Origin of the sequence: Bacteroides sp. AF34-31BH (assembly GCF_003602795.1) — a bacterium.
GTDB lineage: Bacteria > Bacteroidota > Bacteroidia > Bacteroidales > Bacteroidaceae > Bacteroides > Bacteroides uniformis.
Map to the genome: position 1 here is coordinate 16,903 of NZ_QTLV01000004.1, position 24,161 is coordinate 41,063.

A 24,161-nucleotide genomic window follows, 5' to 3' on the forward strand; every position below is an offset into this window, starting at 1 on the left:
TCTTAAAATTCACACTTCAAAGAAAATCCCCAACTACGCGTGGTAGGCATACCGTAGACTTCAATTCCCTGGTTATCGTTGCCCGTAGAGAGTACCAGGTCAGGGTCGAAAGGCGCCTTTTTGTAGAAGAAGAACAAGTTGCGTCCCGAAAAGGACAGTTGTGCCCGCTTGAGGACTTTGGTCTTTTCCATCCAGGCAGCAGGCAGTTGGTAGCCCACGGACAGCTCACGCAGCCTGATGTTCGTGGCATCATATATATAATATTCCGTCACCCCGGCCCGTCCGCCTACAACATTCTTATAAAATCCTTTCACATTATCTATCCGGTTACCTTCAAGCATTACATAACCTTTGTCCCTGGCCCGGGCCGTGACTTCAGAAACGCCATACATATCCATATCCGCCTGCGTCTGGGACAAAATATCGCCTCCAAAGCGACAATCCACCAGAAAATAGAAAGAAAAATTCTTGTAAGACAGCATATGATTCCAGCCCAGCATCAGTTTTGGATTGGCATTGCCCACTTTCACCGTATTGCCATCACCTTCCACCAAAGGCATGCCGGTATTGTCTCCTTCCGTGCCGTAAACGATATTGCCCGCATCGTCACGTACAAAAGCTTTTCCGTAGATGTCACCGATAGAGCCCCCTTTCACCAATTTCATGGCATAACTGGACGAGAAGCTGGTAGGACCGTAAAGAAACTCCTTCAGCGCTTCGTGCAGTGAAATTATCTTGTTGCGGTTGGTGGAGAAGTTCACCTCTGTTTTCCACTTGAAATGGTTTGTCAGCAAAGGAACGGCATCCAATGAAATCTCCCACCCCACATTCTGTATATCACCCGCATTGACATAACGGTAGGCATATTTATCGCCCGACAGAGTAGGAAGCTTGAAGAACTGGTTCCGGGTATTCGTCTTATAGAAAGTGGCATTCAAACCAATGCGGTTCTTTAAAAAACGCGCTTCTATACCCGCCTCAAAGGAGTGCGTCATCTCCGGTTCCATATCCTTGAACGGCGCGGCATCACTTGCCAGGAACTCTCCGCCCGCCGTGATATGCGAGGAAGGATTTGTGATGAACATGGGAATATCATTGCCCACCATGCTGTATGCCCCCCTTATCTTTGCCAGTGACACCCATTGGGGTAAAGTCATCAGCTTATTGAATATCAGCGAAAATCCCACGGAGGGATAGAAGAACCCGCTTTTCTCATGAGATGTATAAGCCAGCGTGGAAGACCAGTCATTACGGGCCGACAAATCAAGATAGACAAACTCGTTGTAGCCCAGTTGTGCCGTCGCAAACAAGGACTGCAATTGGCGCCGCGCATCAATCTTCTGGTCCAGCCCGGCAGAACCATTCATGATGATATTGGCCAGATTGAACACATTGGCATATTTCAGCGAAGCTGTTTTAGAGTCATAGCGGGTGGAGTTCACTGTCTTGTCATTGATACTGGCACCGAGCGCCGCGTTGAGAGAGAATGCATCCCACTGCTTTTTCATCATCAGTATGGCGTCTCCGTAATATTGGGTTTCCTGATAGTCCATCTCGATATAACGCCCATTGGCTCCCGCTAACGCCGGAGCGGTAGAGGCATAGAACTGCTGGCGCACCTTGTCGTTAATATAGTCTACATTGCCACGGGCCTGCAGGCTTAACCAATCGTTTATCTTCAGATTGGCGGATAAGGAGACTATGACATGCATGCGGTTCTCCTTGCTCAATATGCGATTGGTAATCCAGTAGGGATTCTGCTCAAAATCCTCGTAAGAGGTATGCCAATTCTGTATGTTCAAGTTTCTACCCTCATCATCAACCTCGAAGTTCTCCTTATAATAAGCAATATCCTCACCCCGTGGAAAACGGTAGAGCCCCACCAAAGGATTCATGTAGAAACCACCCACGGTAGGCTTGTTCTTCACCACCTGGCGCATCAGGTTCATACTGCCATCTAACTTCAGACGGGAATTCAATAGAACGGAAGTCTCTCTGAAAGTGAGGTTGTGCTTCGAAAGGTTATGTTTCCCAATGATGCCATGCCCCGTAGTATTAGCATAGGAGAAATAGTTCTGCAACTTCTCATTGCCGTGACTCAAGGAGATGGAAGTTATGGAGGTGACACCAGTAGAGAAGAAGTCTCTCAGATTATCGTATTCGGGAAGGTTTGCCCGTTCTCCCCAACTGTCCACACCGTCACTTACTCCATAGCGGTTCTGCATCTTGGGTAGCGCAAAAGCATTGTCGAACATTAGGCTCGTCGAGAAAGAAACACTGCGCTGCCCGTGCGACTGCCCCTTCTTTGTAGTAATCAGTATCACCCCATTGGCAGCCTGGCTACCATACAAAGCTGCCGCGGGAGCTCCTTTCAGGATACTGATACTCTCTATATCTTCAGGATTCAGATTGGAAATGCCGTCTCCTCCGTCACGGTTGCCGGCATTGGCCGTTCCGCCTATGGCAGAGTATGCTTGCTCGGAAGTGGAGTTCAGAATGGGAACACCGTCTATCACATACAGCGGTTGGTTGTCACTCGCCACCGAACGGATTCCACGGATACTGACTTTGGCTGAGGCTCCCAGACCGGAAGAAACCTGATTGACACGCACACCTGCCGACTTGCCGGTCAACGAAGTAATTAAGTTGGGCATTTTTACTCGCGTCAACTCCTCGTTTTTTATTAAATCTGTGGCGTAAGAAAGAGAATTTTCTTTCTTTTCGATACCCAAAGCGGTAACAATAACGTTATCCAGCTCTATCATATCTTCTCTTAGTGTGATATGAAAGGTCGAATGTCCTTCCACCTCAATATCCTGGGACATGTAGCCGATAAACGAAACACGAAGCACTGCATTATCGGCAACCACCAGAGTGAATTTTCCTTCCGAATCCGCTATCGCACCATTGGCAGTTTCTTTCTCTTGAATAGTGGCACCGGCCAACGGAAACCCGCTTTCATCCAGCACACGGCCACTTATCGTCACTTTAGAAAGCTGTATTTCAGAATGTCCCGGACGCTGCATACGCTCCATAAAATCCTCCGGGCAATCCGTCCATCCTATAGAAAACAGCCCTAAAATTAACGTATATAATGTAGTATATTTCATTGCATTAAATTGCCAATTACTTGCAAACTTAAGTATTTTCTCCGAATAAAAAAAGCCATAAAATCTGAGAAAAGAAACTTTTAAAATGAAAAACAGCGAAGAACTTTGGTTTATTGTGGAATATTATGTATATTAGGGGCATGTATAGCAATATAAATCTATTCAAGATAGAAACAAACCATGTGGTTCCTGCCCAGGGAAAGGTCTTGATTTCCGAACCCTTTTTGTGTGACCATATGTTTGGACGATCCGTCATTCTACTGGTGGACCATACACATGACGGCACAATGGGACTGGTTCTGAACAAACCGCTCCCCCTATTCTTGAATGATGTGCTGAAAGACTTCGACTGCCCGGAAAGTATACCTATCTATAAAGGAGGACCACTCAGCACAGATACATTGTTCTATCTGCACACGCTCGAGGGTATTACCGGAGCGCTGTCCATCGGCAAAGGCTTCTACCTGAACGGTGACTTTGAAGCCATTAAAAACTACATCATGCAGGGAAATCCCGTTCAAGGCAGAATCAGATTCTTCTTGGGATACTCCGGCTGGGAGTACGAACAACTGGGCCGGGAAATTGAAGAAAACACCTGGCTGGTAGGCAAAGAAAACATCAGTTCGCTAATGAACGAGGCGGCCAGCGGCACACTCTGGAAGAAGGCATTGTGCAAGCTGGGAGCAAAATATGAAATATGGTCGCGTTTCCCTCAGATTCCAACGCTCAATTAGTGCTTCGGAGAAGTTGCAACAGCACGACATCCTTATAGCATCCTCCTACGCGCCACCACTCCTTCAAAAGCCCGCAACGCACAAAACCGCAGGATTCAAAAAGGCGGATACTTGCCTCATTATCCACCGAGATATGGACTATCAACTGTTTCAGATACAAGAAACTGAAAACATAGTCGCACAGCAAACGCAGCGCTTCCTTGGCATAACCATTGCCCTGATACTCCTTCCGTATGGCAATGCCCACCTCTCCCCGGGCATGCATGGGAGAAAACTCTGTAATATCGATGGTACCTATCAGCGCATCATCCTCTGCACGTACAATCATCATACGCAGCTGGCGGTCGGCAAACATATCGCATTCGGAATTCTCAATATATTGTTTCAAGACAAATCTGGAATAGGGTACGGTGAAGTTCGTCACATCCCAAGTCTGGGAATCATTCTCCATAGCATACATCACTTCCAGGTCTTCCGGCTCCATAGCACGGAGACGCACCCTTTCACTGCAGAAATAAGATTTATTCATATCTTCCAGTCGGTTACATTTCTTCTTCTTTATTGATATGCAGTTCTTTACGCAGGCGTCCCTCACCCGGTAGGCAGAACAGAGAAGCCGTCAGTCCTATCAGTGCACACAGTGCACCCGTACTGCTCAACATGATATAATAGGTGAAAAAGCCTGCAAGCACCGGTATGGCAAGCAATGCCAGCCGCACGCCACTCCACAGCGCATAGAGGCGGAGGGCTTCGGGAAGCGTCACTACATCTATTTTCCGGATTAATACCCATGAAAAGAGTTTCAAGGCTATGGGTACGCAAGAGGCAGCCAGCAGAATGGTTACCGTCTCAGCCATATAGGTGACACGTACATCTCCGGCATACATACCTACCCATCCGCCTCCGGTTTCTCCAAGTAGAACGAGCAGGATGGGAAGCATCCAGAAATAGGCAAAAGTTGTTCGGACACGCGCTGCGGTCTTCTTTATTTGTTCTTCCATTTAGTAAATTGATAGTGGATAATGAATAATTGATAATGGCCCAAACAATCAGGCAGTTCCGGAAAATGGAGTGCGGTTCACAATACTGCGTCCCAGAGTCACTTCATCCGTATACTCCAATTCGTCGCCGATGGAAATGCCACGGGCTATGACAGAGAGCTTCACGCCCAGTTTTTCCAGCTTGCGGTAGATATAAAAGTTGGTGGTATCTCCCTCCATCGTCGTGCTCAGCGCAAGAATCACTTCATTGATGCCGCCGGCGGCTACCCGCTGCACAAGGCTTTCTATCTGCAAGTCTCCGGGGCCAATGCCATCCATCGGCGAGATGACACCTCCCAGCACGTGATACAAACCACGGAACTGTTGTGTGGCTTCCACAGCCATCACATCGCGGATGTTCTCTACCACACAAACCACAGAAGCGTCCCGTTGCGGACTGGAACAGATGCGGCACGTCTCCGTATCTGATATATTATGGCATACCTTGCAATATTTCACTTCATGCTTCAGCGTCACGATGGCATTGCCGAACGCTTCCACCACTGCCGTATCCTGGCGGAGCAGGTGAAGAACCAGCCTCATAGCCGTCTTGCGTCCCACTCCGGGCAACTTGGCAAACTCATTTACCGCCTTCTCCAATAATGTAGAGGGAAACTGTCCATTCATACTTAAAATTCTCCTATTGGCCACAAAGATAGTGCAAACCGAATGCAGAATAAAATGAACGAGTTCATTTTTTATGCTGAGGTACAGCCTATCTTCGCTTTCTGGGCAAAGATAGTACAAACTTATGAAATTAGTGCTACCTTTGCCACACGTAAAACCCCAAAAAGGCAACAAAATGGATATTACAAACGCTGAATTCGTCATCAGTAACACAGACGTGCGGAAATGCCCCACTGGTACATTTCCCGAATATGCTTTCATCGGACGCTCCAACGTAGGAAAATCCAGTCTCATCAATATGCTGACCGGGAGAAAAGGGCTTGCCATGACCTCTGCCACACCGGGAAAGACCATGCTCATCAACCATTTCCTCATCAACAAGAGCTGGTACATTGTAGACCTTCCGGGATACGGCTATGCCAAACGGGGACAGAAAGGGCAGGAACAAATCAAACGTATTATAGAAAGTTATATACTGCAACGCGAACAGATGACTTGTTTGTTTGTTCTTATAGATAGCCGGCTGGCTCCCCAAGCCATCGACCTCGAGTTTACGGAATGGCTGGGCGAGAACGGCGTACCCTTTGCCATCGTCTTCACAAAGGCCGACAAACTGAAAGGCGGCAGACTGAACACCCACATCAACGAATACCTGGAACAGTTGAAGGAACAGTGGGAAGAGCTGCCTCCCTACTTCATCACCTCTTCTGAAAACCGCATGGGACGGAAAGAGCTGCTGGACTATATCGAAAGTATCAACAAAAGCCTGAATAGCAAACAATAGACATAAGTAAAATGAAAAGATTAGTTTTTTGGCAACTGTTTGTTGCCGCACTACTGCTGACCGGCAATAGTCACGCACAATCCATCAAGGATTTGTTCAACAAAGAAAATATAGAGAAGGCGGTAAATGCCGTGACCGGCAAGTCAACAGCGGATATGACCGGCACTTGGTCGTATACCGGCTCCGCCATTGAATTCGAATCGGACAACCTGCTGCAGAAAGCCGGCGGTGCCGTTGCCGCCACAGCCGCAGAAAAGAAACTGGACGAACAGCTTGCCAAAGTAGGCATCAAAGCCGGGCAAATGTCATTCACATTCAACGCCGACAGCACATTCAGCGCCAAAGTAGGGCAAAAGAGCATGAAGGGAAGCTACTCCTACGATGCATCCACCCAAAAGGTCAACTTGAAATTCGCCAAGCTGATAGGTATGAATGCCAAGGTCAACGCTACCTCCACAACTATGGACCTGCTGTTCGAATCGGACAAGCTACTGAAACTGATAACCTTCCTCTCCAGCAAAAGCAGCAACTCCACTCTGAAGAGTATCGGCTCGCTGGCCAACAGCTACGACGGAATGATGCTCGGATTCTCATTACAGAAACTGTAACAACAACTTCCATACAACAAAAAAATCCCGCAAGCACCGAACAATGCTTGCGAGATTTTTTTATCTGAAAAGAGCGGAAAACGAGACTCGAACTCGCGACCCTAACCTTGGCAAGGTTATGCTCTACCAACTGAGCTATTTCCGCATGGGATGACTCTCCTTTTTTGAGGAGTAAAGTGCCCAGAACAGGACTCGAACCTGCATGCCTCTCGACACACGCACCTGAAACGTGCGCGTCTACCAATTCCGCCACGTGGGCATAAGTCATCTTCAATACATCGGAAAGAGCGGAAAACGAGACTCGAACTCGCGACCCTAACCTTGGCAAGGTTATGCTCTACCAACTGAGCTATTTCCGCAATGTATAAAAGCGTGAAGAGAAGGAGACTCGAACTCCCACGACATAATTGTCACTACCCCCTCAAAGTAGCGCGTCTACCAATTCCGCCACCTCTCCAACTTACTTTCAACAATTCAAAGAACCGACTGCTTTACCTTGGTGCCCAGAACAGGACTCGAACCTGCATGCCTCTCGACACACGCACCTGAAACGTGCGCGTCTACCAATTCCGCCACCTGGGCATAGGTAATTGCAATCCAAACTGCGTTGAGCGGAAAACGAGACTCGAACTCGCGACCCTAACCTTGGCAAGGTTATGCTCTACCAACTGAGCTATTTCCGCGATTGCGGATGCAAAGGTAGATATTTTCCTTAAACCTGCAAACATTCCGCAGACTTTTTTCACACAGAAAAGTGTACATTTTCGCCAGGCATACAAGCAGACTTTTGATTATCAACTCATTCGCCCACGATAATCTTCATAAGAAAATTGCTTGAAAACTTCAGCTTTTCCTTCTTTTGTCCACATTGCAATGGCCGGATGGTGAATTCCATTGAACATATTCGTCTTTACAGTGGTGTAATGTATCATGTCCTCAAAGACGATTCTCTCCCCTATCTGCAGCTCATGGTCGAAACTCCACAGTCCCATATAGTCGCCGCTCAAGCAGGAGTTTCCTCCAAGGCGATAGACGTAAGGGCCCGCATCGCCCATCTCCGCTCCACGCACTGCAGGCTGATAGGGCATCTCCAGACAATCCGGCATGTGGCACGTAAAGCTAACGTTGAGAATGGCGGTACGAATGCCGCGGTTTTCCACGATGTCCACTATCTCCGAGCTCAGCACACCGGTCTGCCAAGTAAAAGCGGAACCGGGCTCAAGAATGATTTGAAGATGTGGATAGCGCCCCTTCAAGCCCTGCAACAGACGGACAAGATGCTCTACATCATAATCCTTACGCGTCATCAGATGCCCGCCTCCTAAATTCAACCACTTAATCTGTGAGAACCAGCGGGAGAATTTTCCTTCCAAGTGCTCCAATGTGTGTTCCAGCTCGTAGGAAGAAGACTCGCAGTGACAATGACAGTGAAAACCTTCAATACCCGCCGGAAGTTCTTCGGGAAGCTGGTCGGCCATTACACCGAAGCGGGTACCGGGTGCGCAGGGATTATAAAGCTCCGTTTCCACCTCAGAGTATTCAGGATTGATACGGATACCGCAGGAAATGCCGCTTCCCTCCGCCACCACTACCGGATAAAAGCGGTGGAACTGCGAAAGCGAATTGAAAGTAATATGGCTGCTGCACCGCATTATCTCCGGAAAATCGGCCTCGGTATAGGCAGGCGAGTACGTATGTGCCTTACTTCCGAACTCCTCCAATGCCAGACGGGCTTCGTAGACAGAACTTGCCGTAGAGTGGTCTATATACTCCCTGAAAATGGGAAAGGAACGCCACATGGCAAATGATTTGAAAGCGAGGATTATCTCCACACCTGCGCGGTCGGCCACACTTTTTATCAGTGCGAGGTTCTTTCTCAGCAATCCTTCTTCCATAATATAGCAGGGAGAAGGGAAAAGGGAAAAGTCTTTATTTGTCATTTTATATATATTTTTTTTACCATTTATGATTCCATCCTAATAAACACGCCACAAGGGGTTGACAAGCCCTCTCCAACGATTTAGTAAAACTTCGGAGAAGATTTACTAAATCGTCCTCCTCATTTTAGTAATTCTCCGGGGAATATTTAGTAAAACAGATGCCGCCCTTCTGCAAAGTCATTCTTTTGTAAACAATATTCATCACCCTATAACTTTGAAACGCGCGAAGCGCAGCAAAAGTTGTTTGTCTCCCGCATTCTTGAAGCGGATGGTGGCTTTCGCATTGTCTCCTTCGCCCTCCACTTTCAAAACTTCACCCAGGCCGAAACGTTCGTGCTCTATCAGTTGTCCCTGCTGTACACGGTTGGCAGACGCGCCGGCAGAAGGCGATGTACTTGCCGTATTTGCAGAAGGCGCCACCCGTTTCAGGTTACGTGGAACGGTCGGCGCAATAATCTGCTGCTTCGGCCGTACAGACACACGCTCTTTTCCTCCATACGGAGTATCTTCCTTATCAGGCGCAAAGCCTCTGGCGTTCTCCCTGCGGAAAACGGCAGCTTCCTCCTCTACCCTGCGGAACATTCCCGCATCCTGAGGCAGGCGCAGGAACCGTACGTCTATATCCTTCAGAAAACGGCTGGGACTGCCAAACTCCATCTTGCCGTACCGGAAACGCGTCTTTGCATACGATAGGAAACAGTGTTCTTCGGCACGTGTGATGGCTACATAGAACAGCCGCCGTTCTTCCTCCAATGCCCGGGGAGAGTCACCCACCATGCTGCTGGGAAAAAGATTCTCCTCCATCCCCACTACAAACACATTCTTGAACTCCAATCCCTTGGCCGAATGTACAGTCATCAGGGTTATCTTCTCATCGTCCCCATCCTTATCCGAATCTTGGTCGGTAAGAAGGGAAACTTCCGAAAGGAAGTCACCCAACAACACGTTAGGGTTTCCTTCCTCCTGCCGTTGGGCGCAAAAATCACTCATACCGTTCACCAGCTCCTCTATATTCTCCTTACGGCTCAGATTCTCGGGAGAGCTGTCTTGACACACATCATTGATGATGCCCGATTGGCGAATAATGTCAGCACCAATCTCGTAGGCATTCTTCTCCGCAGCATCTGTGATAAAGGCAGATATAAGTTCGCGGAATGCCTGCAACTTTCCCACCGTACCTTTATTGAAGTTCAAGCCATACGCCAACGGCTCACAAAGCACGGTCCACAAACTTACATTGTGCCCGGTGGCGGCAGCAATGATTTTTCCCACTGTCGTATCTCCGATACCCCGTGCAGGATAATTGATAATACGTTTGAAAGCCTCTTCATCATTGGGATTCACTATCAGACGGAAGTAAGCAATAACATCTTTGATTTCCTTGCGTTGATAGAACGACAAGCCCCCGTAAATACGGTAAGGCATACTGCGTTTGCGCATGGCTTCCTCAAAAATACGGCTCTGCGCATTGGTACGGTAGAGTATCGCAAAATCAGAGTAGGCATAGCGCTTTTCACGCCGCAGTTCAGCTATCTTATTCACCACAATATCCCCTTCTTCCACATCACTGTATGCCTGGTACACACCAATGGCCTCTCCCTTCTCCTTTTCCGAGAACACTTCCTTGCGTATCTGCCACTGGTTCTTTTCTATCAGGCTGTTGGCCGCGCGGACAATGGTCTGGGTGGAACGGTAATTCTGCTCCAGCTTGAAGACCTTCGTATCGGGATATACTTTCGTAAAGTAGAGAATATTGTCAATATCAGCACCACGGAAGGAGTAGATACTCTGTGCATCATCCCCCACCACACAGACATGCTGATGGTTCTTGGCAAGTTGCAGCACAATGCTGTGCTGTGCAAAATTGGTATCCTGATACTCATCTACCAGAATGTAACGGAACTGGTCCTGATAACGCGCCAACACCTCGGGGTGGTCCCGGAACAGCAGGAATGTGTAGAACAGCAAATCGTCGAAGTCCATCGCATCTGCCTGCCGGCAACGCTCCCAATATCTCTGGTAGATGTCGCGAAGCGCCGGAACCTTGGCTGCACGGTCTCCTTCGTAAGCCTCCTTGTTGTTGGCATAGCCTGCCGGAGAAACCAGATGATTCTTGGCATTCGAGATACGCGCCTGCACCATCCCCGGCTTGTACACTTTCTCATCCAGCCCCATTTCCTTGATAATGGAACGTATCAAGCTTTTACTGTCTGCCGTATCGTAAATGGTAAACTGCGAAGTGAAGCCGATATACCCGGCCTCGACATGCAGAATGCGCAGGAACATGGAGTGAAAGGTTCCCATCCACAGATGGCGCGCCCTCTCCGGCCCCACCTGACGGGCTATACGCTCCTTCATTTCGCGCGCCGCCTTGTTGGTAAAGGTCAATGCCAGAATGTTCCAAGGCTGGTAGCCATTCTCCAGCAGATAAGCAATCTTGTAGGTCAGCACGCGCGTCTTTCCCGAACCGGCACCGGCTATCACCAGTGACGGACCGTCATTGTATAACACCGCGTTCCGTTGTCCTTCGTTCAGTTCCTCTATATAATCGGGCATATCCGTATAATCTTAAAATGATGATATTTTTTCTTCCTTTGTTTTTACGGAGGCAAAGATAAAAAAAGCTTCGGAGACGTACGAACATTTCTATAGGTTATAGTGTTTATATAGTAAAGTTCCAAAATTAAATAATTGAAACTTATGAATACAATATTAACGATTTTAATGATAACAGTTATGACTTACGAAATGCCAAAACTTCCCTACACCAACAATGCACTGGAACCTGTAATCAGTCAGCAAACCATAGATTACCACTACGGTAAACATCTGCAAACCTATGTGAACAACCTCAACAACCTCGTTCCGGGAACGGAATTTGAAGGCAAAGACCTGGTAACCATTGTTGCCACAGCACCGGACGGTGCCATCTTCAACAATGCAGGACAAGTGTTGAACCACACATTATACTTCTTACAGTTTGCTCCGAAGCCTGCCCACAGCGAGCCTACCGGCAAGCTGGCAGAAGCCATCAAACGCGACTTCGGCAGCTTTGAGAATTTCAAGAAGGAATTCAACGCGGCAGCTGTCGGCTTGTTCGGCTCCGGATGGGCTTGGTTGTCTGCCGACAAGAACGGCAAACTCCACATCACCAAAGAAGCCAACGGTAGCAATCCGGTACGCGCCGGTCTTGTTCCGCTACTCGGATTCGACGTGTGGGAACATGCCTACTATCTTGATTACCAGAACCGCCGTGCCGACCATGTGAACGAACTGTGGAGCATCATCGACTGGGATGTAGTAGGTAAAAGACTGAAATAAGCAACAAGGTCCCACTAAACATGTTAATGACGCATTCTTGAGCAACTAAGGTTCAAGAATGCGTTTTCTTGTTTAAAATAGCCATCTAACATATTTTAAAGAAATTCTTTGGCTTCTACCATAAGTATTCATTAACTTTGCTAAACTTAAAAGTTAAACAAAAGAAATGAAACTCATCGTAGTAACAGCACCCACATTTTTTGTGGAAGAAGACAAGATTATCACGGCACTATTCGAAGAGGGGCTGGATATTCTACATCTGAGGAAGCCGGAAACTCCCGCCATGTATTCAGAACGGCTTTTAACGCTGATACCCGCAAAATACCATAAGCGCATCATTACCCATGAGCACTTCTACCTGCAGGAAGAGTTCAGCCTGATGGGGATTCATCTAAACACCCGCAATCCCAAAGAGCCCCATGACTATTCGGGTCACATCAGTTGCACCTGCCATTCACTGGATGAAGTGCAGAACAAGAAGCATTTCTATGACTATCTGTTCCTAAGCCCGATATATAATTGCATCACAAAGTCCGGAGTCACGTCCGGCTTCACAGCCGAAGAGTTGCGGCAAGCAGGAAAAAGTAAGGTCATAGACAGTAGAGTCATGGCTTTGGGAGGCATTACTCCCAACAACATACTGGAGATTAAGGATTACGGATTCGGTGGTGCCGTTGTAATGGGTGACTTATGGAATAAATTCAATGCCTGCACCGACCGCGATTATCTGGAAGTAATCCGCCACTTCAAGAAGTTGAAGAAAATGGCTGATTGAGCCTTGCCTTGGACTGGCAAATCAAAATTTACCGTACTCTTTGTATTCAATACCGGCAGGCAACGTGAAATAGAAGGTGGAGCCTTCCCCTTTCTTAGACTCCACACCGATACCTCCCCCATAGTGCTCCACAATAGATTTGGTGATGGAAAGCCCCAACCCCGTACCTTTGATATTGTAGTTCATCTTCACAAACCGTTCAAAGATGGCATGTCTTCCCACTTCATCGATACCACAGCCTGTATCTGCCACATAAAAATAGAAGTTATGGTTGCTCAATCTCCTGCAACCGATTTTCACACTGCCCATCTCCGTAAACTTCAAGGCGTTCCTCACCAAGTTACCTATGACTTGGGCAAAACGCACGCGGTCTACCACCAAACGGCATTGAGGCAGCCGTTCTACAAACTCCACCTGAATGCCCGTGGGATGCGAGCGCATATTCTCCGTCGTACAGACTTCATCAATCAGCGCGTTTACATCCACTTCTCCATCGTTATATTCCAGAGTATTTGCCTCAATCTTCGAATAGTCCAGCAAGTCATTGACCAGTTGCAGCAGCGAGTCCTTGTTATCATTAATCTCCTTCAGAAAAGCCATACGGGTTTCTCTGTCCAAATTATCCATTTCGGCAAGCATAGTTGTAAAGCCTACAATGGCATTCAAAGGAGTACGAATTTCGTGAGTCATATTAGCGATGAAAGCATTCTTCAGCTGGTTGGATTCTTCGGCAACCTCATTGATGCGCTGCAACGTCTTCAACCTTTTGCTCTTGCTGATGGAAATGATTATCATGATGACCAAAAGCAGAATGACAATTATCCCAAAACTATATACCAATGCTTCATTATTCTGATAGAAGTCATTCGTCCAAACATCGTATGCTGCCGTAATTGTCAATATCATCGTTTTTTGCTTGCTTATTGGAAACTATAAAATTATGGGAAGCAAATATACTAAAGAAAATACAAATAAATTAATAGAAACTACAGTTTTTTCCAACAAAATAGGCCGCATGCCATTACCAAGTAAAGCATGCAGCCCATAAATGTCATTATTCAGTATTATTGAAATCAGCCTTCAATGGCAGCCTGCGCCGCAGCCAGACGTGCAATAGGCACACGGAACGGAGAACAGCTGACATAATTCAAGCCAACTTTGTGGCAGAACTTCACAGAAGAAGGCTCACCGCCATGTTCGCCGCAGATACCGCACTTCAAATCCGGACGGATAGCACGTCCCTTTTCAGTAGCCATGCGCACCAACTGTCCTACACCATTCTGGTCGAGTACCTGGAACGGGTCTACTTTCAGAATCTTCTTCTCCAGATAAATCGGGAGGAAGGAAGCGATATCGTCGCGTGAATAACCAAATGTCATCTGAGTCAAGTCGTTCGTACCGAATGAGAAGAACTCGGCAGAGGAAGCAATGCGGTCGGCAGTCAAGGCGGCACGCGGAATCTCAATCATTGTACCTACCTTGAAGTCGATGCTGTCACCCACTTCTTCAAACAACTGGGCAGCCTCAGCACGAATCACTTCTTCCTGCTGCTTGAACTCATACAAGATACCGGTCAGAGGCACCATGATTTCAGGATGGGTTTCAACACCTTCCTTCTTCAATTCCAAAGCAGCACCCAGGATGGCACGCGTCTGCATCTGTGTAATTTCAGGATATGTATTTCCCAAACGGCAACCACGATGACCCAACATCGGATTATGCTCACAAAGTGCCTCAACACGTTGCTGGATATACTGGAGGCTCACGCCCATCGTATCTGCCATTTCCTGCTGTCCCTTCAGGTCATGGGGAACAAACTCATGCAAAGGAGGATCAAGCAGACGCACCGTCACCGGACAGCCTTCCATTGCCTTGAAAATTCCCTTGAAGTCAGCTTGCTGGTAGGGAAGAATCTTAGCCAAAGCCTTGCGGCGCCCTTCTGCATTTTCTGCCAGAATCATCTCGCGCATGGCTTTAATCTTCTCGCCTTCAAAGAACATGTGTTCCGTACGGCAAAGACCGATACCCACAGCGCCAAAATTACGTGCTACTGCGGCATCATGAGGAGTATCCGCATTGGTACGAACCTGCAGCTTCGTATATTTGTCTGCCAAATCCATCAGTTCCGCAAAGTCACCGGACAGCTCAGCCGCTTTTGTCTCCACCTTGTCTTTATATACTTCACCGGTGCTTCCGTTCAAGGAGATATAGTCACCTTCTTTCAACAGTACACCATCCACTTCCACTGTACGCGCCTTGTAGTCTATATTCAAGGCACCGGCACCGGATACACAGCACTTACCCATACCACGAGCAACCACTGCCGCATGAGAAGTCATACCGCCGCGGGCAGTCAGGATACCTTCGGCAACTGCCATACCTGCCAAATCTTCCGGAGAAGTCTCGATACGTACCATCACCACACGCTTGCCGGCAGCATGCCATTCGGCAGCATCATCGGCAAAGAATACGATTTGTCCCGTAGCGGCACCCGGAGAAGCGGGAAGACCACGGGTCAATACCTTGGCTTGCTTCAGCGCTGTCTTGTCAAATACCGGGTGGAGCAATTCGTCCAACTTATTGGGCTCGCAACGCATCAATGCGGTTTTTTCGTCAATCATACCTTGATGCAGCAAATCTACGGCAATCTTCACCATAGCGGCACCGGTACGCTTACCATTACGGGTCTGGAGAAACCAGAGTTTACCCTCTTGTACGGTAAACTCCATATCCTGCATATCACGGTAGTGGTTTTCGAGCTTCGTCTGCAAAGCATCCAATTCTTTATAGATTTCCGGCATAGCCTCCTCCATGGAAGGATACTTGCTGGCACGTTCTTCTTCGCTTACACCGGCCAATTCAGCCCAACGTTGAGAACCGATTTTTGTAATCTGTTGCGGAGTACGGATACCGGCAACCACGTCTTCGCCTTGTGCATTAATCAAATACTCACCGTTGAAAAGGTCTTCACCGGTAGCAGCATCGCGGCTGAAGCAAACACCCGTAGCAGAGCTCTCGCCCATATTACCGAATACCATAGCCTGAACGCTTACGGCAGTACCCCATTCGTCAGGAATTCCCTCCATCTTACGATACAAGATGGCGCGTTCGTTCATCCAGGAGTTGAATACGGCACAAACGGCACCCCACAACTGCTCGTAGGCACAAGTCGGGAAGTCTTTTCCGGTTTGTTCTTTCACCGCAGCCTTGAACTTCTTCACGAGTTCCTTAAGGTCTTCCACCTCAAGCTCGTTATCCAGCTTCACGCCTTTAGCATGTTTCACCTCTTCTATAATAGCCTCGAACGGGTCTACATCTTCCTTGTTCACCGGCTTCATACCCAGCACCACGTCGCCATACATCTGCACGAAACGACGGTAAGAGTCCCATGCAAAGCGTGCATTGCCCGTCTTACGCGTCAGGCCTTCCACCACTTCGTCATTCAAGCCAAGATTCAGGATAGTGTCCATCATGCCCGGCATGGAAGCGCGTGCACCCGAACGAACGGAAACCAGCAACGGATTCTCCACATCACCGAATTTGGAACGCATCAGCGTCTCCACATGGGCAATGGCCTGTTCAACTTCGTTCTTCAACAGAGCAACGACTTTATCCTGCCCCATTTCATAATATTCCGTACAAACTTCTGTCGTTATTGTAAAGCCCGGAGGAACCGGAACCCCTATAAGGTTCATTTCTGCAAGGTTAGCACCTTTCCCACCCAAAAGGTTTCTCATATCGGCCTTTCCTTCTGCCTGGCCGTTACCAAAGGTATAAACTCTTTTTTTGTCCATAATATAAATTTAAAGTTTTTGATAGTGATTTCTCTTTTCTGTTCGCAAATCTAAGTATATTTCGCAGACTAGAAAACTTTTTCAGAAAAAACTTTATGCTAAAATGCAATTTCGACATTGCAATCTTTAATATTTCATTTCATAGAGAGAAATCCCGAAAAAATGTCTATTTTTGCCGAAGAATTTATTAGATTGGTGTAAAAGTGGCAAGAAAGAGAAAAGAACTTCCCCTACTGGAGAAGGTGACAATTACGGATGTGGCTGCCGAAGGAAAAGCCATCGCAAAAGTCAATGATTTGGTGATTTTCGTACCATATGTCGTCCCCGGCGATGTAGTTGACCTGCAAATTAAGAGAAAAAAGCATCATTATGCTGAAGCCGAGGCTGTGAAATTCCATGAATATTCGGCAGTACGGGCAGTTCCATTCTGCCAACATTATGGTGTATGCGGCGGTTGTAAATGGCAGGTTCTCCCCTATTCCGAGCAAATCAAGTATAAGCAAAAACAAGTAACGGACAACCTCACCCGCATCGGCAAAATCGAATTGCCGGAAATCTCTCCGATATTAGGTTCAGAAAAAACTCAGTTCTACCGGAATAAACTGGAGTACACTTTTTCCAACAAACGTTGGCTGACAACAGAAGAGGTTCAGCAGAATGTAGTATACGAACAGATGAATGCCGTAGGCTTCCATATTCCCAATGCTTTCGATAAAGTGCTTGCCATAGAAAAGTGCTGGTTGCAGGACGATATATCCAACCGCATCCGCAATGCGGTACGCGACTATGCCTACCAGCACAACTATTCCTTCATCAACCTGCGTACGCATGAAGGAATGCTACGCAATATGATTGTGCGTACCTCTACCACCGGCGAACTGATGGTAATCCTCATCTGCAAGATAGAGAAAGAGGAGGAAATGGCTCTGTTCAAGCAAATGCTGCAATACATAGCAGATACATTCCCCGAAATCACTTCCCTGCTATACATTATTAATAATAAGTGCAACGATACCATCACCGACCTCGAGGTACACACCTTCAAGGGAAAAGACCACATCTTCGAGGAAATGGAGGGACTGCGCTTCAAGGTAGGTCCCAAATCTTTCTATCAGACCAACTCCGAACAAGCCTACAACCTCTACAAAGTAGCGCGCAACTTTGCCGGACTGACCGGTAACGAGCTTGTTTATGACCTTTATACCGGCACGGGTACCATTGCCAATTTCGTATCCAAGCACGCACGCCAGGTAATCGGCATAGAATATGTGCCCGAAGCCATTGAAGACGCCAAGGTCAATGCCGAGATTAACGGAATTAAAAATACATTGTTCTTTGCCGGAGATATGAAAGACATGCTGACACAAGACTTCATCAACCAATACGGCCGTCCCGATGTCATCATCACCGACCCTCCCCGTGCCGGAATGCACCAGGATGTAGTGGATGTCATTCTGTTTGCCGAACCCAAACGCATCGTATACGTCAGCTGTAATCCGGCTACGCAGGCGCGCGACCTGCAACTGCTCGATGCGAAATATAAAGTGAAGGCCGTTCAACCGGTAGACATGTTCCCGCACACCCACCATGTGGAAAACGTAGTATTATTGGAATTAAAAGATTGAAAGTCCAAGTAGTTTTCAATCGTAAATTGTAAATTGTCTAATCGTAAATTAAAACCAGTCGTGGCAAAAGAAAAAATTACAGCAAGAGCCCGCACACAATATACGGACTACATGGTGAAGGAACCGATGGAGCTCATGGAGTTTCTGGCAGCTAAAATGCCGGACGCCAGCCGCACCAAGCTGAAATCATTGCTGAGCAAACGCATTATATATGTGGACAGCGTTATCACTACACAATACAATTTTCCCCTGAAACCGGGTATGAAAGTACAAATCAGCCGTGAGAAGGGACGTAAAGAGTTCAACCATAAACTGATGAAGATTGTATACGAGGATGCCTATATCATCGTGATAGAGAAGATGCAGGGTTTGCTGTCCGTCAACACTGACCGGCAAAAGGAACGTACCGCCTATACCATCTTGAATGAATACGTGCAACGCTCGGGCAAGCAGCACCGTGTACACATCGTGCACCGCCTGGACCGTGACACCTCCGGCTTGATGATGTTTGCCAAAGACGAGAAGACCCAACGTACACTACGCGATAACTGGCATGACATTGTAACAGACCGGCGATACGTAGCCGTGGTGGTCGGCGAGATGGAAAAAGATGCAGGAACCGTGGTTTCTTGGTTGACAGACCGCAAGCTGTATGTATATTCAAGTCCGACAGATGACGGGGGACAAGAATCCATTACGCATTACCGTACCATCAAACGAGCCAATGGATACTCTCTCGTTGAACTGAACCTGGAAACGGGACGAAAAAACCAGATACGTGTACACATGCAGGATTTGGGGCATCCCATTATCGGCGACGGACGCTATGGACTGGAAGACGTAAATCCTATCGGACGCTTGGCCCTGCATGCTTTCAAACTCTGTTTCTATCATCCCGTCACGGGAGAGCTGATGCGGTTTGAAACACCTTATCCGGGAGAGTTCAAGAAATTGGTTTTGAAGAATAAGTAAAAAGCTGACATACAATAAAAAAACGGAGCAATTGATTTGCTCCGTTTTTTATTGATAAGCATGTCGTCATTGCCGACGCATACGAAAAGGCTGTCCGTGAATATTATCTTGATATTCCCTCCAGCTATTATACCAAGTACCACTGAAAGAATAAGAATCAGCCATGGCTCCTTCAATGTAAGCCATGCTGCCATCATCATAGAATTCCAATTCCATCAGATTGTAAGCCCCACTAACCCAATTCCATCTGAAAAGCAAATAATTCGGGTCGCCATATGAACCAATAGTACCTTGGTTACGCGCGTTAAAGGTCATAATCGTCCCCCTACCCCAAGTATATGCCCCAAAATCTATTTCTTCAGATGTATACCATTCACCGGGCAGATTATATTCCGTTTCTTCCTCACTATCACATGATGTCAATCCTAATACAAGGACAAACAACAATAACAATTTTGTGTATTTCAACATATTATTCATAAGCCATACTTTATTTATAATTAGCATCTACCATCATTACAACTACTCCATCCAGCTTGCCGGATAAATAATGCTCGCGCACCCATACATTATCAAAGTACTTGATTTCACCCGCACCGTAATTCAGCGTCAACCCCTCCATAGACTTGTCCATCCATTTCCAAGTAAAAGTACGTGAAGTCGTTTCATAGGGACGGGACTCGCCTCCGCGATAATACTCCCAGATTTCCTGTCCGGAATTATCAGCTTTGGCAAACTTCAGTTGATGACTGCATAACACTTCAACTCCATCTTTGTTTTCCGTCTGATATTCTTCTACCCACGTCTTTCCACACAATTTGTCGTCGCTATTCTGCATGGTATAATATACATCATCCCCACAAGACGCCAACCCAATCGTAAATACACACAACAGCAATATCTTCACATAATTCAAAGTCTTCATAAGTTATCGAGTTTAGTTAATACTTGCGGACAAACATACACAAAAAAAATGAAACACTTAATACTTCGCCTGAAATTTCTTGTAGAAGACAAGGAATAAAATAAATCCCATCAGTGCAAACGGTACGCCTGCCAATGCAGGATAACGGTAGCCTCCACTCAAGGCAAGGCCTCCGATATAAGCTCCGATAGCATTCCCAAAATTGAAAGCCATCTGCACACAAGCGCCTCCTAACATTTCTCCTCCAGGAGCCACACGAATCATCAACACCTGCTCCGGACTGGAGACGGCAAACAAACCTGCCGTACAGAGTGTCATCAATATTGCCGAACACCACGGATGGGGCGAGAGTAAAAATATCAATAATAAAATAACACATATCATCCCTTGCACCACCGTACCGACTTTCCCCGGAGTGTACCGGTCGGACATGCGCCCACTGACCAGATTGCCGACAACCATTCCGAATCCTGCCAGTACCATCAGTGCCGTAATGCTGTCCGCACTAAAACCGGAAACCTCGGTCAGCAACGGGGTGATGTAGCTATACCAGCAGAATACGCCACCGTTGCCCAAAGCCGTAGCTCCCAATATGAGCCACGGCGCCGGCTTCTTCAAAAAACGGAACTGTCCTTTAAATCCCGTGTCTTTCAGTCCTTCGACCTGCGGTACCCAACGCCAAATGTAGTACAGTGTTATCAATCCCCAGGCACCTACCAGCAGAAACGTGGCACGCCAAGACAGCGTATGGCTCAACGAAGTACCCAACGGCACCCCAAACAGATTGGCCACAGTCATTCCCGCTATCATAATTGAAACCGCCTCCGAGCTTTTCCCCTTATCAGCCAATTTTCCCGCAACAATGGAAGCCACCCCAAAATAAGCGCCATGAGGAAGTCCGGAAACAAAACGTCCCAACAGCAAGACCCAATAATTGGGTGCCATAGACGCACAAATATTACCCACAATCATTAATGTCATCAAGACCAGCAGAATCTGCTTCAACGGACGTTTGCGGGCCAGGAGCAGCATGGGTGCACCAAAACAGACACCCAACGCATACGCAGAAATGAAATGACCGGCCACGGGAATGCTGATTCCCAAATCAGTAGCCACATAGGGCAAAATACCCATCATCGTAAATTCGGCAATCCCCAGCCCCAATGTACCGAATGCCAATGCAATAAGACTCTTCTTCATACCTTAAAAAAACAACCTATATTTTTTACCGGGCGCAAAGATAATGACATTGCATTCTCCAAATAAAAAGGATACCGAATTATTTTCAGTATCCTTCTTCATTTTTTATCTTATATCAATTGTATACCCACCATTAAAGACTTCTCCCGGTATCAAGTGCTGCATCCAGTCCTTATTCTTATATTCACCTTTATAATGGGCACTGTCACAACGCCCGTACCACGGCTCGATGCAGACAAACGGAGCATTCTTGGCCGGAGGCGACCACAGCCCCACCACCGGAGTGTCGAAATACAGACTGAGATAGGGTTTCTTTTCCTTATTATATAATGTAACTTCTTTCACTTGACTGTTTTCCAGAATCAAGGCATCTTTATCAAAGGAGTGTATGTCCAAAGGCAGCAGGCCATCTGTCAACTCAAGCAAATATTCCTTATCCGGAGCGGCACATCCTTTCTCGGAGATAAGGATATAGTGCAAACCTTCCGTCTTATCAAAGCCGAAATATCCACGGTCCATTGTCTCCGCATCATAGTCCGGATAATAGAAAGCCGGATGAGCTCCTATCTGGAAGTGCATTTCGCGTGTTCCGGTATTGATGACTTTCCAAAGCACTTCAACCTTCTTTCCTTCTATCCGATAGCCTATCTCAAGACAAAACGGGAAAGGATATTTCTTGCGTGTTTCCTCACTGTCAACCAGTCGATAGCGTACCTCATCTTCCTGTTCAAATATCAATTCAAAATCCATATCGCGGGCAAAACCGTGTTGCGTCAATGCGTAGGAAACGCCTTCGTGGCGGTATTCATTCTCCCAAACGCTGCCTACAATGGGAAAAAGCACCGGAGAATGCCGTTTCCAGAAAGCAGGGTCTGCCTGCCAAAGATATTCTTTTCCATCATGCAAGATACTGCATAACTCGGCCCCATGTGGGGAGACTTTAATTGTCAGTTCTGAATTAGAAAGTGTTTTCATATCATATATCATTTTGTTATTTTCTCATATAGTGTGGCATCTCTCCGGGTATTTCCATCGAAATCTCCACCAGGCCACCGACCACTCCGTCCTGCTTCCATGCCGTCTGATAAATCATTTTCTTGACACCGTTCTTCTCAATGGTGTAGGCATTCACTCCCCCCGTCTCCAGCAGTTCGCGTATCTTGGCTTGCGATTGCGGGTTGTGGCAATCAAAGAGATTCTTGCCTATCAGGTCACCGTGTTTGGCAAACGTACGGCATGCTTTCTCGTTCATATATAGGATGATTCCCTTTGTGTCGCATACAGTTACGGCACAGTTCATTTCATTGGCCCATTCGTACATAATTCTTTATTTTTAATTGGCTATTTTCTATGCACTTGAAATGCATTTACAGAAAACTCTTCAAAGTCAAATGTCCTTTTCTCTATCGAATTATTATTGCATTAATCCTCCTTCTATGAAGAAAACGACTTCATTCAATCGTTCTTTATTCGATTCTTCATCTTTGAAAATAGCTGGAGTAAAGATTATCCTATCTTGAATCAGATTATCTACCAAATCCCACATGACTTCATGGTACAGCATCACCATTGCCACTTTTTCATTGTCAATACCATATTGGCTTGCTAAGGAGCCACAATTATTCTTTAGTTCCGCACTGATAGAGTTTACCAATTTTTCAGTTATTTGATGAAAGCGGTCTTGCCGTTTCTTTATAATAGGAAATAATACATCTCCATTATCATCTACCAGCCCATAAGGTTTTAACTGAGAAACGAGTTTGGCATCTGTTACTTTTCCAAATTGTGCTATTTCATCAGCACAATGGTCCATAATGTCGTTGTCAGGAGCAATGCCGCTATTGATGTAAGTCAAAATCAAATTCTGTTCTCCGAAACCATTCGTACCGCATGCAAAGCCATTTCTTGATTCGTATAATACCCAGTAACAGCCACTCCAGCTTGTATAATTGTCAACATCCTCAAACATGACTAACTTTGTCCACATTTTTCCATCCAGAAGGTATGAAAAAACAAGTGAGAGTACATTGTTCTTGAATCCCATTTCACTGATAGTTTGTGCCAATGATATAAAGTCTGCCTTTGTTTTGACATACATGGATTCAGCAATCTCCTTACTTAAGCTTCTTAGAGAATTGGTCTGTTCTTTGTCGAGAATGGGTATAGTAGCTTCCCATTTTCCTTTTGTTTTACTGACAAGTCCACCTACTTCCAATAACAATAATTGGCTATCAGAGCATTTAATACCCATTTCACGAAGTTCGGCTTGAGTACGTGGAGTCCGTAAATTGTATAGTATTTCCCAATTATTATCTGGCTTTACATAGTCTTCGGGCTGATGTCCGTTCACTGCAACAAACTGGGTTGCTTCCCATTCGCTATAAGGTCTTATCGATATTTGTGCTTTAATCATTGTGGTAACGGACAATAAGGTAAACAACAATAATAAGTCCGGATAATGTTTCATATATCGCTTAATTTTAGTTTTGTTCATCATTCATGCACTTCTCTTATGTAACAAAGATAACGTTTTTTTCAATTCCTCTCTCAAACCTATAACAAAAAACTTCCCGACTACCAATAAAAAACTTCCTAACTACTAATAGTAAAGTTTGCAAGTATAGAGATAAAGAATTACCTTCGCCCTTGGTTTGTCTATCCCAAGCCTTGGGATAGAAATCCCCAACCTTGGCATACACATCCGCA

General features: G+C 46.5%; 21 protein-coding genes and 6 tRNA genes. 7 read left to right on the forward strand and 20 right to left on the reverse strand.

The features are described from left to right. Positions 1 to 2: 2 nt before the first annotated feature. Positions 3 to 3,110: a SusC/RagA family TonB-linked outer membrane protein gene (locus tag DWZ67_RS08060; protein WP_120138561.1), complete on the reverse strand. Its 3,108-nt coding sequence runs from the start codon at positions 3,108 to 3,110 to the stop codon at positions 3 to 5. A 125-nt stretch (positions 3,111 to 3,235) separates the two neighbouring features. Between DWZ67_RS08060 and DWZ67_RS08065 the strand changes: the two genes are divergently transcribed. Continuing rightward, positions 3,236 to 3,844 (forward strand): YqgE/AlgH family protein, encoded by a 609-nt coding sequence (locus DWZ67_RS08065; RefSeq protein WP_016272660.1) that lies wholly within the window; start codon positions 3,236 to 3,238, stop codon positions 3,842 to 3,844. Here DWZ67_RS08065 and DWZ67_RS08070 read toward each other — a convergent pair. From DWZ67_RS08070 to recR, 3 genes are read right to left on the reverse strand one after another with little or no spacing between them, the layout of a single operon-like run. Next, positions 3,837 to 4,373, reverse strand: a complete 537-nt coding sequence (locus tag DWZ67_RS08070) for a GNAT family N-acetyltransferase (protein ID WP_016272661.1) — start codon at positions 4,371 to 4,373, stop codon at positions 3,837 to 3,839. The two genes, DWZ67_RS08065 and DWZ67_RS08070, sit on opposite strands and share 8 nt — an antisense overlap. A 13-nt stretch (positions 4,374 to 4,386) precedes the next feature. Then, positions 4,387 to 4,845, reverse strand: coding sequence for a hypothetical protein (locus tag DWZ67_RS08075; protein WP_016272662.1), 459 nt, complete (start codon positions 4,843 to 4,845; stop codon positions 4,387 to 4,389). A gap of 48 nt (positions 4,846 to 4,893) precedes the next feature. Continuing rightward, positions 4,894 to 5,511 (reverse strand): recombination mediator RecR, encoded by a 618-nt coding sequence (recR, locus tag DWZ67_RS08080; RefSeq protein WP_035448317.1) that lies wholly within the window; start codon positions 5,509 to 5,511, stop codon positions 4,894 to 4,896. 175 nt (positions 5,512 to 5,686) lie between these two features. Between recR and yihA the strand changes: the two genes are divergently transcribed. Next, entirely contained in the window at positions 5,687 to 6,295 is a 609-nt protein-coding gene (gene yihA, locus DWZ67_RS08085; protein ID WP_005836522.1) for a ribosome biogenesis GTP-binding protein YihA/YsxC, read from the forward strand. 11 nt (positions 6,296 to 6,306) lie between these two features. Then, entirely contained in the window at positions 6,307 to 6,903 is a 597-nt protein-coding gene (locus tag DWZ67_RS08090) for a DUF4923 family protein (RefSeq protein ID WP_087332535.1), read from the forward strand. A gap of 72 nt (positions 6,904 to 6,975) precedes the next feature. Here DWZ67_RS08090 and DWZ67_RS08095 read toward each other — a convergent pair. The 8 genes from DWZ67_RS08095 to DWZ67_RS08135 form a co-directional block, all read right to left on the reverse strand. Continuing rightward, positions 6,976 to 7,048, reverse strand: a tRNA-Gly gene (locus tag DWZ67_RS08095). A 32-nt stretch (positions 7,049 to 7,080) separates the two neighbouring features. Continuing rightward, positions 7,081 to 7,162: transfer RNA gene (locus tag DWZ67_RS08100), tRNA-Leu, on the reverse strand. Between the two features lie 27 nt (positions 7,163 to 7,189). Beyond that, positions 7,190 to 7,262, reverse strand: a tRNA-Gly gene (locus DWZ67_RS08105). Between the two features lie 14 nt (positions 7,263 to 7,276). Next, positions 7,277 to 7,360 (reverse strand) — tRNA-Leu (locus DWZ67_RS08110). Positions 7,361 to 7,400: 40 nt separating this feature from the next. Then, positions 7,401 to 7,485, reverse strand: a tRNA-Leu gene (locus DWZ67_RS08115). 28 nt (positions 7,486 to 7,513) lie between these two features. After that, positions 7,514 to 7,586: transfer RNA gene (locus DWZ67_RS08120), tRNA-Gly, on the reverse strand. A 111-nt stretch (positions 7,587 to 7,697) separates the two neighbouring features. After that, the gene (gene nspC / locus DWZ67_RS08130) at positions 7,698 to 8,843 is read right to left on the reverse strand and encodes a carboxynorspermidine decarboxylase (RefSeq protein WP_035448315.1); all 1,146 of its coding nucleotides are present in this window, start codon (positions 8,841 to 8,843) and stop codon (positions 7,698 to 7,700) included. A 201-nt stretch (positions 8,844 to 9,044) separates the two neighbouring features. Further along, a complete protein-coding gene (locus DWZ67_RS08135; RefSeq protein WP_120130280.1) occupies positions 9,045 to 11,399 on the reverse strand; it encodes an ATP-dependent helicase in 2,355 nt (784 codons plus the stop codon). Positions 11,400 to 11,543: 144 nt separating this feature from the next. On the opposite strand from DWZ67_RS08135, the gene DWZ67_RS08140 reads away from it, so the two are divergent. Both DWZ67_RS08140 and DWZ67_RS08145 read left to right on the forward strand, forming a co-directional pair. Next, entirely contained in the window at positions 11,544 to 12,164 is a 621-nt protein-coding gene (locus tag DWZ67_RS08140) for a superoxide dismutase (RefSeq protein WP_005828364.1), read from the forward strand. A 166-nt stretch (positions 12,165 to 12,330) separates the two neighbouring features. Continuing rightward, positions 12,331 to 12,939 carry a thiamine phosphate synthase gene (locus tag DWZ67_RS08145; protein ID WP_120130279.1) on the forward strand — a complete coding sequence of 203 codons (609 nt, stop codon included), beginning with the start codon at positions 12,331 to 12,333 and terminating at the stop codon, positions 12,937 to 12,939. A 21-nt stretch (positions 12,940 to 12,960) separates the two neighbouring features. Here DWZ67_RS08145 and DWZ67_RS08150 read toward each other — a convergent pair whose 3' ends face one another. Then, positions 12,961 to 13,845 (reverse strand): sensor histidine kinase, encoded by an 885-nt coding sequence (locus DWZ67_RS08150; RefSeq protein WP_005828359.1) that lies wholly within the window; start codon positions 13,843 to 13,845, stop codon positions 12,961 to 12,963. Between the two features lie 167 nt (positions 13,846 to 14,012). Continuing rightward, positions 14,013 to 16,733 (reverse strand): pyruvate, phosphate dikinase, encoded by a 2,721-nt coding sequence (gene ppdK, locus DWZ67_RS08155; protein ID WP_117963688.1) that lies wholly within the window; start codon positions 16,731 to 16,733, stop codon positions 14,013 to 14,015. A 203-nt stretch (positions 16,734 to 16,936) separates the two neighbouring features. On the opposite strand from ppdK, the gene rlmD reads away from it, so the two are divergent. Together rlmD and DWZ67_RS08165 are read left to right on the forward strand one after the other, a co-directional pair. After that, complete coding sequence (gene rlmD, locus DWZ67_RS08160; RefSeq protein WP_008663284.1) at positions 16,937 to 18,358, forward strand: 23S rRNA (uracil(1939)-C(5))-methyltransferase RlmD; 1,422 nt, start codon at positions 16,937 to 16,939, stop codon at positions 18,356 to 18,358. 60 nt (positions 18,359 to 18,418) lie between these two features. Next, complete coding sequence (locus tag DWZ67_RS08165) at positions 18,419 to 19,330, forward strand: RluA family pseudouridine synthase (protein ID WP_008663283.1); 912 nt, start codon at positions 18,419 to 18,421, stop codon at positions 19,328 to 19,330. 66 nt (positions 19,331 to 19,396) lie between these two features. Here DWZ67_RS08165 and DWZ67_RS08170 read toward each other — a convergent pair whose 3' ends face one another. The 6 genes from DWZ67_RS08170 to DWZ67_RS08195 form a co-directional block, all read right to left on the reverse strand. Beyond that, positions 19,397 to 19,810 (reverse strand): hypothetical protein, encoded by a 414-nt coding sequence (locus DWZ67_RS08170; protein WP_120130292.1) that lies wholly within the window; start codon positions 19,808 to 19,810, stop codon positions 19,397 to 19,399. Positions 19,811 to 19,820: 10 nt separating this feature from the next. Then, positions 19,821 to 20,255 (reverse strand): hypothetical protein, encoded by a 435-nt coding sequence (locus DWZ67_RS08175; protein WP_120130278.1) that lies wholly within the window; start codon positions 20,253 to 20,255, stop codon positions 19,821 to 19,823. A 57-nt stretch (positions 20,256 to 20,312) separates the two neighbouring features. Continuing rightward, entirely contained in the window at positions 20,313 to 21,455 is a 1,143-nt protein-coding gene (gene araJ / locus DWZ67_RS08180) for an MFS transporter AraJ (protein WP_120130277.1), read from the reverse strand. Between the two features lie 105 nt (positions 21,456 to 21,560). Next, a complete protein-coding gene (locus DWZ67_RS08185) occupies positions 21,561 to 22,430 on the reverse strand; it encodes an aldose 1-epimerase family protein (protein WP_120130291.1) in 870 nt (289 codons plus the stop codon). Between the two features lie 16 nt (positions 22,431 to 22,446). Beyond that, positions 22,447 to 22,776 carry a PAS domain-containing protein gene (locus DWZ67_RS08190; RefSeq protein ID WP_005828341.1) on the reverse strand — a complete coding sequence of 110 codons (330 nt, stop codon included), beginning with the start codon at positions 22,774 to 22,776 and terminating at the stop codon, positions 22,447 to 22,449. Between the two features lie 93 nt (positions 22,777 to 22,869). Then, positions 22,870 to 23,952 carry a hypothetical protein gene (locus tag DWZ67_RS08195; RefSeq protein WP_120130276.1) on the reverse strand — a complete coding sequence of 361 codons (1,083 nt, stop codon included), beginning with the start codon at positions 23,950 to 23,952 and terminating at the stop codon, positions 22,870 to 22,872. Between the last annotated feature and the right edge of the window lie 209 nt (positions 23,953 to 24,161).

Coding starts and splice junctions, on each gene's coding strand:
- DWZ67_RS08170 (WP_120130292.1), bottom strand. CDS start 19,810: ATGAATAATATGTTGAAATACACAAAATTGTTATTGTTGTTTGTCCTT.
- DWZ67_RS08065 (WP_016272660.1), top strand. CDS start 3,236: ATGTATATTAGGGGCATGTATAGCAATATAAATCTATTCAAGATAGAA.
- DWZ67_RS08140 (WP_005828364.1), top strand. CDS start 11,544: ATGAATACAATATTAACGATTTTAATGATAACAGTTATGACTTACGAA.
- DWZ67_RS08150 (WP_005828359.1), bottom strand. CDS start 13,845: ATGATATTGACAATTACGGCAGCATACGATGTTTGGACGAATGACTTC.
- recR (WP_035448317.1), bottom strand. CDS start 5,511: ATGAATGGACAGTTTCCCTCTACATTATTGGAGAAGGCGGTAAATGAG.
- DWZ67_RS08090 (WP_087332535.1), top strand. CDS start 6,307: ATGAAAAGATTAGTTTTTTGGCAACTGTTTGTTGCCGCACTACTGCTG.
- DWZ67_RS08075 (WP_016272662.1), bottom strand. CDS start 4,845: ATGGAAGAACAAATAAAGAAGACCGCAGCGCGTGTCCGAACAACTTTT.
- DWZ67_RS08070 (WP_016272661.1), bottom strand. CDS start 4,373: ATGAATAAATCTTATTTCTGCAGTGAAAGGGTGCGTCTCCGTGCTATG.
- nspC (WP_035448315.1), bottom strand. CDS start 8,843: ATGACAAATAAAGACTTTTCCCTTTTCCCTTCTCCCTGCTATATTATG.
- DWZ67_RS08175 (WP_120130278.1), bottom strand. CDS start 20,255: ATGAAGACTTTGAATTATGTGAAGATATTGCTGTTGTGTGTATTTACG.
- DWZ67_RS08145 (WP_120130279.1), top strand. CDS start 12,331: ATGAAACTCATCGTAGTAACAGCACCCACATTTTTTGTGGAAGAAGAC.
- DWZ67_RS08060 (WP_120138561.1), bottom strand. CDS start 3,110: ATGAAATATACTACATTATATACGTTAATTTTAGGGCTGTTTTCTATA.
- ppdK (WP_117963688.1), bottom strand. CDS start 16,733: ATGGACAAAAAAAGAGTTTATACCTTTGGTAACGGCCAGGCAGAAGGA.
- DWZ67_RS08195 (WP_120130276.1), bottom strand. CDS start 23,952: ATGATGAACAAAACTAAAATTAAGCGATATATGAAACATTATCCGGAC.
- DWZ67_RS08185 (WP_120130291.1), bottom strand. CDS start 22,430: ATGAAAACACTTTCTAATTCAGAACTGACAATTAAAGTCTCCCCACAT.
- DWZ67_RS08190 (WP_005828341.1), bottom strand. CDS start 22,776: ATGTACGAATGGGCCAATGAAATGAACTGTGCCGTAACTGTATGCGAC.
- yihA (WP_005836522.1), top strand. CDS start 5,687: ATGGATATTACAAACGCTGAATTCGTCATCAGTAACACAGACGTGCGG.
- araJ (WP_120130277.1), bottom strand. CDS start 21,455: ATGAAGAAGAGTCTTATTGCATTGGCATTCGGTACATTGGGGCTGGGG.
- DWZ67_RS08135 (WP_120130280.1), bottom strand. CDS start 11,399: ATGCCCGATTATATAGAGGAACTGAACGAAGGACAACGGAACGCGGTG.